Source organism: Calidithermus terrae, assembly GCF_003574345.1.
Taxonomy (GTDB): Bacteria; Deinococcota; Deinococci; order Deinococcales; family Thermaceae; genus Calidithermus; species Calidithermus chliarophilus.
In genome coordinates, this window is sequence record NZ_QXDL01000208.1 from 1 (window position 1) to 6,933 (window position 6,933).

Consider the following 6,933-nt stretch of genomic DNA (forward strand, 5'->3'; position numbering starts at 1 on the left):
CTGCAGGGCTTCCCCCGGCCCGCCCTCGAGCCCGCCTCCGCCGCTCCCCTGCCCTCGGGCCTGCGCCGCATCACCCCCGGGGGCTGCTGCGTGGAGCCGCAGTGGAGCGCCGACAGCCGCCGGGTGCTGTTCCTCGACAAGCCCACCCCCCAAGCCCGGCTGGGCTACTACGCCGTGGACGTCGCCCAGCCCGGGCCGCCCCGCCTCGAGCTGCCCCTGGCCTACTACAGCCCCGACTGGGCCTACGCGCTGTTCCCCGGGAGCCCGAGCTCAGGGCTCGAGGCCGTGAGCAGCGGCCAGCGCTACAGCCTGCCCAACCGGGGCGCCGCGGTGGCCTGGGCCCCTGGCAACCGCCGGGTGACCTGGGGCGTCACCAGCAGCCAGGGCAACTTCGACACCCGCGCCACCCAGGTCTTCGTGACGACCCTCGGCGGCAGCCCCCGCTCCGTCGCCACCCTCTACGGCGGGGGCGTCTCGGGCTGGCTCGACGGCGAGACCCTGCTGCTCAGCGGCAAGAGCAGCCCCCGCGAGGCCGAGCGCTCGATCCGCACCTACAACGTCCGCACCGGGGTCGGGAAGGTGCTGGGCAGGGCCCGCTCCCCCCGCAACCTCAGCGCCAGCCCCGGCGGGGCCTGGGTGATCTACTCCACCGCCTTCGAGCCCGGCCGCCCCGACGGGCTGTTCCTGCTCCCGCGCGAGGGCGGCAACGCCCGCAGGCTCCCCTTCTTCGGCTCCTACCGCTGGCGCGACGCCGACCGCCTGGTCTACGCCGAGTTCAAGCCCGGCGCGCCCACCCACCGCCTCATGGAGTACGACGCGCGCCGCCAGCAGGCCCGCCCCCTGGCCGACCTGGGCCGCAAGATCAGCCACGACCAGTGGCGCGTCTCGCCCGACGGGCGGCGGGTGGTGTTCCTGAGCAGCGGGGACTATAGCCTGTACGTGCTCGAGTTGCCGCGGTGAGGGGTTGATGGCCGGTAGCCGATGGCTGGGCGCTTAGCGCGGGTCGTGCGTCCTGCGTCGTACGTCGTACGCGAAACGCCAAACGCAAGACGCGAGACGCCTTGTTCCCCCCTTAGCAAGGGGGGCTGGGGGGATACCCCTCCCCGGGCGCGCGGAGGGTTGGGGTAGGGTGAGCCACGAATCTCCAGCCCCCCGCTGACGGCTGACGGCTTTGCCGATTCGGACGGTTATCCCCCGAATCGCTCCCGGTACTCGCGCAGGCGGCGGGCGGTGGCCTTGGAGGGCCGCACGCCCAGGTCGCTGAGGGATTCGTCCTGGAGGAACTCCGCGAGGTAGGCCACGGGCTGTGCGACCGGCTCGAGCAGCTCGGGGTCGTGCAGGGCGGCCTCGAGGTAGAGGCGCAGGGCCTTGTGGGCGCAGTGCAAGGCCCGCTCCTCGTCGCCCTGCCGCAGGCGCAGGAAGCTCTCGGCCTCGAGCAGGTCGGCGAGGAGGGCGAGCTGAGGCGGCGGGGGCTGGGCGAGCTCGAGCAGGTTGGCGAGGCTGTCGGCGTCGGCGGCGGCCACCAGGCTGCGGCTGAGGGTGGTGTAGTGGCGGTAGGCGGCCTCGAGGGCCTCTTCGGCCTCCTTGACGTGGCCCTGCTCGAGCAGGGCGGGGATGCCCTCCAGCAACCGGGCGATCGCGGCGGGGCCTTGGTCTTCGCGCTCGGTCGGCATCGCCAGGGCTTCAGTCGCCGGCCAGGCCCAGCCGCTCGGCGTCGGCCTTCATGGCGTCGAGGACGAACTGCATGTGGGCGTCGAGGTCCACGCCCAGCTCCTCGGCCCCGCGCACGATGCCCTCGCGGTCAACGCGCGCGGCGAAGGCCTTGTCCTTGAACTTCTTCTTGAGGCTGCCGAGCTCGAGGCCGGCGATGTTCTTGTCCGGGCGCACGTAGACGGCGGCGGTGATGAGGCCGGTGAGCTCGTCCACGGCGAAGAGCGCCTTGGCCATGAGGGTGGTGCGGGGGTGCTCGGGCACGTCGGCGTGGCCCAGGATGGCCTCGCAGACCTCGGGCGAGTAGCCCATCTTGCGCAGCAGCTCGACGCCCTTGTAGGGGTGGGTCTCGGGCTCCTTCTCGTAGTCGAAGTCGTGCAGGATGCCGGTGATGGCCCACTTCTCCTCGTCCTCGCCGAAGTGCCGCGCGTAGGCGCGCATGGCCGCCTCCACCGCCATCATGTGGCGGCGCAGGCTCTCGGAAGGCGTCCACTGCTGCATCAGCCTCAGGGCGTCGTCGTAGACCATGTAGATCGCCATGCAAAGAGTCTCGAGGCTCGAGGGGCCAGCGTCAAGGGCCGAAGCGCCGCCCCTCCGCTGGACCGCGCGGCCACGACCCTGGAAAATGAGGGCTATGCGAATCGGCTTCGGCGAAGACGCCCACCGCCTCGAGCCCGGCCGCGCCCTGTGGCTGGGCGGGGTCGAGATCCCCTCCGAGCGCGGGGCGGTGGCCCACTCCGACGGCGACGTGGTCCTCCACGCCCTCTGCGACGCGCTGCTCTCGGCCTGCGCCTTAGGCGACATCGGGGCGCTGTTCCCCGACACCGACCCCCGGTGGAAGGGCCTGGAGAGCCGGGTGATCCTCGAGGCGGCGCTCGCGCGCGTCGCGGGGATGGGCTACCGGGTGAGCCAGGTCAGCGGCGTCGTCACGCTCGACAAGCCCAAGCTCGGCCCCCACCGCGCCGCCATCCAGGCCCGCCTGGCCGGGCTGCTGTCCCTCCCCCCCGACCGGGTGGGCCTCACCTTCAAGACCTCCGAGGGGCTGGCCCCCGACCACGTCCAGGCCCGCTGCGTGGCGTTGCTCGAGGCGCCGTGAGCCCCTGGCAGGTGCTCGAGTGGCTGGGCTGGCTGGGCACGCTGGCCTTCGCGGCCTCGGGCGCCTTGATGGGCGTGCAGAAGCGCTTCGACCTAGTGGGCGTGCTGGTGCTGGCGGGCGTGACGGCGGTGGGCGGGGGCTCGATCCGCGACGTCGTGGTGGGCTCGCTGCCGCCTCAGGCCTTCCGCAACGAGGCGGTGCTGTGGGTGGTGTTCGCGGTCTCGCTATTGGTGTGGCGCTTCTACGGGCGGGTGGAGCGCCTCGAGCGCCCCATCTACTACCTCGACACGCTGGGCCTGGGCATCTTCGCCGCCCTGGGCGCCGAGCGCGGCTTCACCTTCGGGCTGGGCTTCTGGGGCTGCGTGTTCGCCGGGACGGTCTCGGGGGTGGGCGGGGGCGTGCTGCGCGACCTGCTCACCGGCCAGATCCCCGGCATCTTCTACCGCAACCGCGACCTCTACGCCACCGCCGCCGCGGGCGGGGCCGCCGTGGTCTACGCCATCTACCGCTTCCTGCCCGACCTCGCCGCCCTGGCGCTGGTGCTGGGCTCTTTGACCACCATCGCCCTGCGCCTGTCGAGCCGCTGGCTGGGGCTGCGGCTGCCCACGCCACGGGTGGGCGACTGAGCGCCCAAGCATTACCCGGGTAATGCTTGGGGTATAGCCGCGCACGACACCTGCACCGCCTTCGCCGGGGCCCGCCAGGTCGCCTCGGGAGGTCTCCCGGAGGTGCTCGAGCGCTCCGCCCCGAGTAGGAGCGGCCCACGGCCCAGATGACGACAGGGACGGCCGGACGGCCGTCCCTGCGCGCAGGTTTCGCCTACTTGAGCTCGTCGAGCTGCCGCTTGGCGCGCTCGAGGTCCTTCCGGTCGGCGTAGGTCTTGGCCGGGAGGGAGAGGGCGTACTCGAGCTGCTTGATGGCGTCGGCCTTGCGGTTCATCCGGGCCAGCGCGGTGGCGTACTCCACGCGGTGGATGATGGTCTGGGGCTCGAGCTTGATGGCCTCCTCGAACAGCGGCACCACCTGCCCGCCGTTGGCGCCGTAGAGCCAGCCCACGCCCTTCTGGGTGAGCTCGAAGTGCCACAGCGCGAGGGCCACCTTGGCCCCGGCGTGCCTGGGGTTGAGCTTGAGGGCCTTGTTGAGGTTGTCGCGCACGCTCGAGGCCAGGTTGAGGCTGTCGAGGATGCCCCGGAACTGCGCCAGGCGCCCGTGGGCGCGGGCGAGCTCGAAGTAGGCCTCGGGGTTGTCGGGGTCGGCCTGGATGGCCTTCTTGGCGGCCTCCTCGGCGCGGTCGTACCACGAGCCCTTCTCCTTGTCGCCGGCCTGGTAGCCCGCGTAGTAGCTCGCCGCCTTGGCCGCGAGCACGTAGCCCGCGTTGCCCAGCATGAGGGCTTCGGTGTAGGCCGCCTGCAGCTTGCCCTCCTCGATCATCTTCTCCACGGCAGCGGGGGTCTGAGCCAGGGCCATCCCCAGCACCCATACGCCTACGCCAAGCGCGATCCATCGTTTCATCTGTGCTTACCTCCGTTTGAGCTCGCCAGCCTGTAATGGCACTTTAACTTACTCTATGCAAATGTGTTTATCCACATAACTTGACCCGGTTCAAGGATTTCCCTTGCTCATCCCGAGTTACGCCCCTCGAGCGAGGTTCGTCACGGCCCGGAACGCTTAACGTTACATGGTAGACTTACCGCATGGTTTTGGCCCCCCGTATGCTCGCCGGAATTGGGCTCTGGATGGCGTTTTTAGCCAATTTGGCCCTGGCCCAGCTGGGAGCGGACGATTATTTTTTCCAGTGCCGCAGCCTATACAACCGAGGGGACTTGAGCAGCGCCAAGGCCACCTGTGAGCTGGCCCTCACCGCCAACCCCCAGCACCTGCCCAGCCTGGAGCTCCTGACCCGCATCCACCTCGACGACAAGCGCATCGCCGACGCCGAGCAGAGCCTCGAGCAGCTCAAGGGCGTCACCGACCCCGAAAGCGCCACCGTCCGGCTGCTGCAGGGCCGCCTGCTGCTGCTGCGCGGGCGCGCCGCCGACGCCCTGGCCACGCTGCCCAACAACCGCGACCCCGAGGCCCACCTCTACCGCGGGAAAGCCCTGGAGATCCTGGGCCGCTACGAGGAGGCCTACGACGCCTACCGCCGCGCCGACAGCCTGCCGGAGGGCCGCCTGGGGGCCGGGCGCATGGCCCAGCGCCTGGGGCAGCCCTCCGAGGGGGTGTTCCTGCTGGGCGATGGCCCCCGCGAGAGCCTGCTCAAGGGGGAGTTGCTGTGGAGCGCGGGGCGGCTGGAGGAGGCCTCTGCAGTCCTCGAGCGCACCCTCCCCCGCTTCAGCCGCCTCGACGACGAGTACACCGACGCCCTCAAGGTGCTCACCGCCGTGGAATACGGCCGGGGGAACCTCGAGCAGGGCGGGGCGTACCTGAGCCTGCTCAGCCAGCAGACGAGCCTGCCCAGCCGGGCGCTGGGGCACCTCTGGCCCTGGCTGGTGGTCTTCGTGGCCTACTTGGCCCTCATCCTCATCGGGGAGAGCCGCATCGAGCCCATGCGCACCGTCGAGCTCGACAGCCAGTTCCGGCTGGGGCCGGGCACGGTGCACGGCTGGCTGATCCTCTCCCTCCTGATCGCGGGCCTGCTGACGGCGGCCATCGGCTACTTCCTCTACGGCAACTGGCTCGCCGCCTTCACCCCCGTCCAGGCCGAGACGGTGCGTCCCATGTTCTACCTGCTGCTGGGCGGGGTGGCCCTGCTGATCACCTACCTGCGCATCGGGCTGGCCAACCTGCACCTGGGGGCGCGGCAGAACTGGATCGAGGGGGTGTGGGCGGGCGTGGTGCTGCTGGTGGTCATGGGGCTTTACGGCCTCGTGCGCGAGCCGCTGGGCCTGGGCGAGTTCCCCAACATCTACATCACCTTCCTGGGCATCGCCCTCATGGAGCCCGTCCTGCGCGGGGCCGCCGACTTCTCCCTGCGCGACCGCTACCGCGAGCTCTCGAGCTACATGCTCCCCCTGCTCTCGGGCTTGACCATCCCCGGCCCCACCCTGCTGCTGGTGGCGACGGCCGTCTTCCTGGGCTGGCTGCGCCGGCGCACCGGCGGCACCCTGGCGGGGATGGTGGCCTGGGTGGTGGTGGGCCTGATCCTCACGCTGGTGGCCGAGCTGCCCTTCATGCGCACGCTGCTTTGACCGGCCGGCACCCGGTAGGGGTGATCCGAAAGGCGAGGGGCCGGAGCGTGCTGCTCCGGCCCCGGTTCGTTGGAGTTCTTCAGCCCTCCGCGAGGTTGCCCAGGCGCTCGAGGAAGCCGTGCGCGGTGTAGTCGAGGCTGACCGGCGTGACCGAGACGTAGCCGTGCTGCACGGCCCAGAAGTCGGTGCCCTCCTGGAGTTCGGCGGTGGGCTTGCCGGCCACCCAGTAGTAGGGCCGCCCGTCGGGGTCGTGGCGCTCGACCACCGAGTCCTCGTAGCGGTGGGTGGAGAGCCGGGTCACGCGGATGCCCCGGGGCGAGCGGTTGGGGAAGTTGACGTTGAGCAACGTCTGGGGCGGCAGGCCGTTGTTGAGCACCCAGCGGGCGATCTTCAGCGCGTGCCGCGCGGCCTCCTCGAAGCGCAGCTCCTCGCCGGAGGCGTCGAGGCTGAAGGCGATGGAGGGGATGCCCAGCGAGGCGCCCTCGAGCGCCGCCGCCACCGTGCCCGAGTGGGTGAGGTCGAGCCCCATGTTGACCCCGATGTTGATGCCTGAGACCACCAGGTCGGGGCGGCCCAGCAGGTTGCTCCCCAGCACCACGCAGTCGGCCGGGGTGCCGTCCACCCGGTAGGCCGGCACCTCGCCGAAGCCCGCCGAGGCGGTGTGCTTGAAGCGCAGGGGTCGCCGGAAGGTGATGCTGTGACCCACCCCGGACTGCTCCACGTCGGGCGCGACCACGTTGACCTCACCGAGCTCGCGCAGCGCGAACGCCAGGGCCTTGATGCCGGGGGAGAAAATGCCGTCGTCGTTGGCTACCAAAATCCGCATGCCTGATAGCCTAACGCGAAAGGCGGGAAGCCGAAAGCAGGGAGCGATAAGCCGTCAGCCTGTGGCGTAACCCCACCCCTTCCCTCCCCGCCGGCGGGGAGGGGGTATCCCCC

The 6,933-nt window shown here is 71.0% G+C and carries 8 protein-coding genes; 4 read left to right on the forward strand and 4 right to left on the reverse strand.

All coding sequences use genetic code 11. The annotated features are described in order from the left end of the window. Positions 1-960 (forward strand): TolB family protein (locus tag Mterra_RS22535; protein ID WP_119316312.1); only part of this gene is annotated, 960 nt, incomplete at its 5' end. Positions 961-1,187: 227 nt separating this feature from the next. On the opposite strand, the gene Mterra_RS17435 is transcribed toward Mterra_RS22535, so the two are convergent. Beyond that, a complete protein-coding gene (locus tag Mterra_RS17435; RefSeq protein WP_119316313.1) occupies positions 1,188-1,673 on the reverse strand; it encodes a hypothetical protein in 486 nt (161 codons plus the stop codon). A gap of 10 nt (positions 1,674-1,683) precedes the next feature. Next, positions 1,684-2,250, reverse strand: a complete 567-nt coding sequence (locus Mterra_RS17440; protein WP_119316314.1) for an HD domain-containing protein — start codon at positions 2,248-2,250, stop codon at positions 1,684-1,686. 94 nt (positions 2,251-2,344) lie between these two features. On the opposite strand from Mterra_RS17440, the gene ispF reads away from it, so the two are divergent. Then, the gene (ispF, locus tag Mterra_RS17445) at positions 2,345-2,806 is read left to right on the forward strand and encodes a 2-C-methyl-D-erythritol 2,4-cyclodiphosphate synthase (RefSeq protein ID WP_119316315.1); all 462 of its coding nucleotides are present in this window, start codon (positions 2,345-2,347) and stop codon (positions 2,804-2,806) included. A gap of 11 nt (positions 2,807-2,817) precedes the next feature. Then, complete coding sequence (locus Mterra_RS17450) at positions 2,818-3,432, forward strand: trimeric intracellular cation channel family protein (protein ID WP_119316319.1); 615 nt, start codon at positions 2,818-2,820, stop codon at positions 3,430-3,432. A 193-nt stretch (positions 3,433-3,625) separates the two neighbouring features. Here the strand turns inward: Mterra_RS17450 and Mterra_RS17455 are convergent, their stop codons facing one another. Continuing rightward, positions 3,626-4,318, reverse strand: a complete 693-nt coding sequence (locus Mterra_RS17455) for a tetratricopeptide repeat protein (protein WP_119316316.1) — start codon at positions 4,316-4,318, stop codon at positions 3,626-3,628. Between the two features lie 311 nt (positions 4,319-4,629). Between Mterra_RS17455 and Mterra_RS17460 the strand changes: the two genes are divergently transcribed. After that, positions 4,630-5,994, forward strand: coding sequence for a tetratricopeptide repeat protein (locus Mterra_RS17460; RefSeq protein WP_245971678.1), 1,365 nt, complete (start codon positions 4,630-4,632; stop codon positions 5,992-5,994). Between the two features lie 79 nt (positions 5,995-6,073). Here the strand turns inward: Mterra_RS17460 and surE are convergent, their stop codons facing one another. After that, positions 6,074-6,820 carry a 5'/3'-nucleotidase SurE gene (surE, locus tag Mterra_RS17465; RefSeq protein WP_119316318.1) on the reverse strand — a complete coding sequence of 249 codons (747 nt, stop codon included), beginning with the start codon at positions 6,818-6,820 and terminating at the stop codon, positions 6,074-6,076. Between the last annotated feature and the right edge of the window lie 113 nt (positions 6,821-6,933).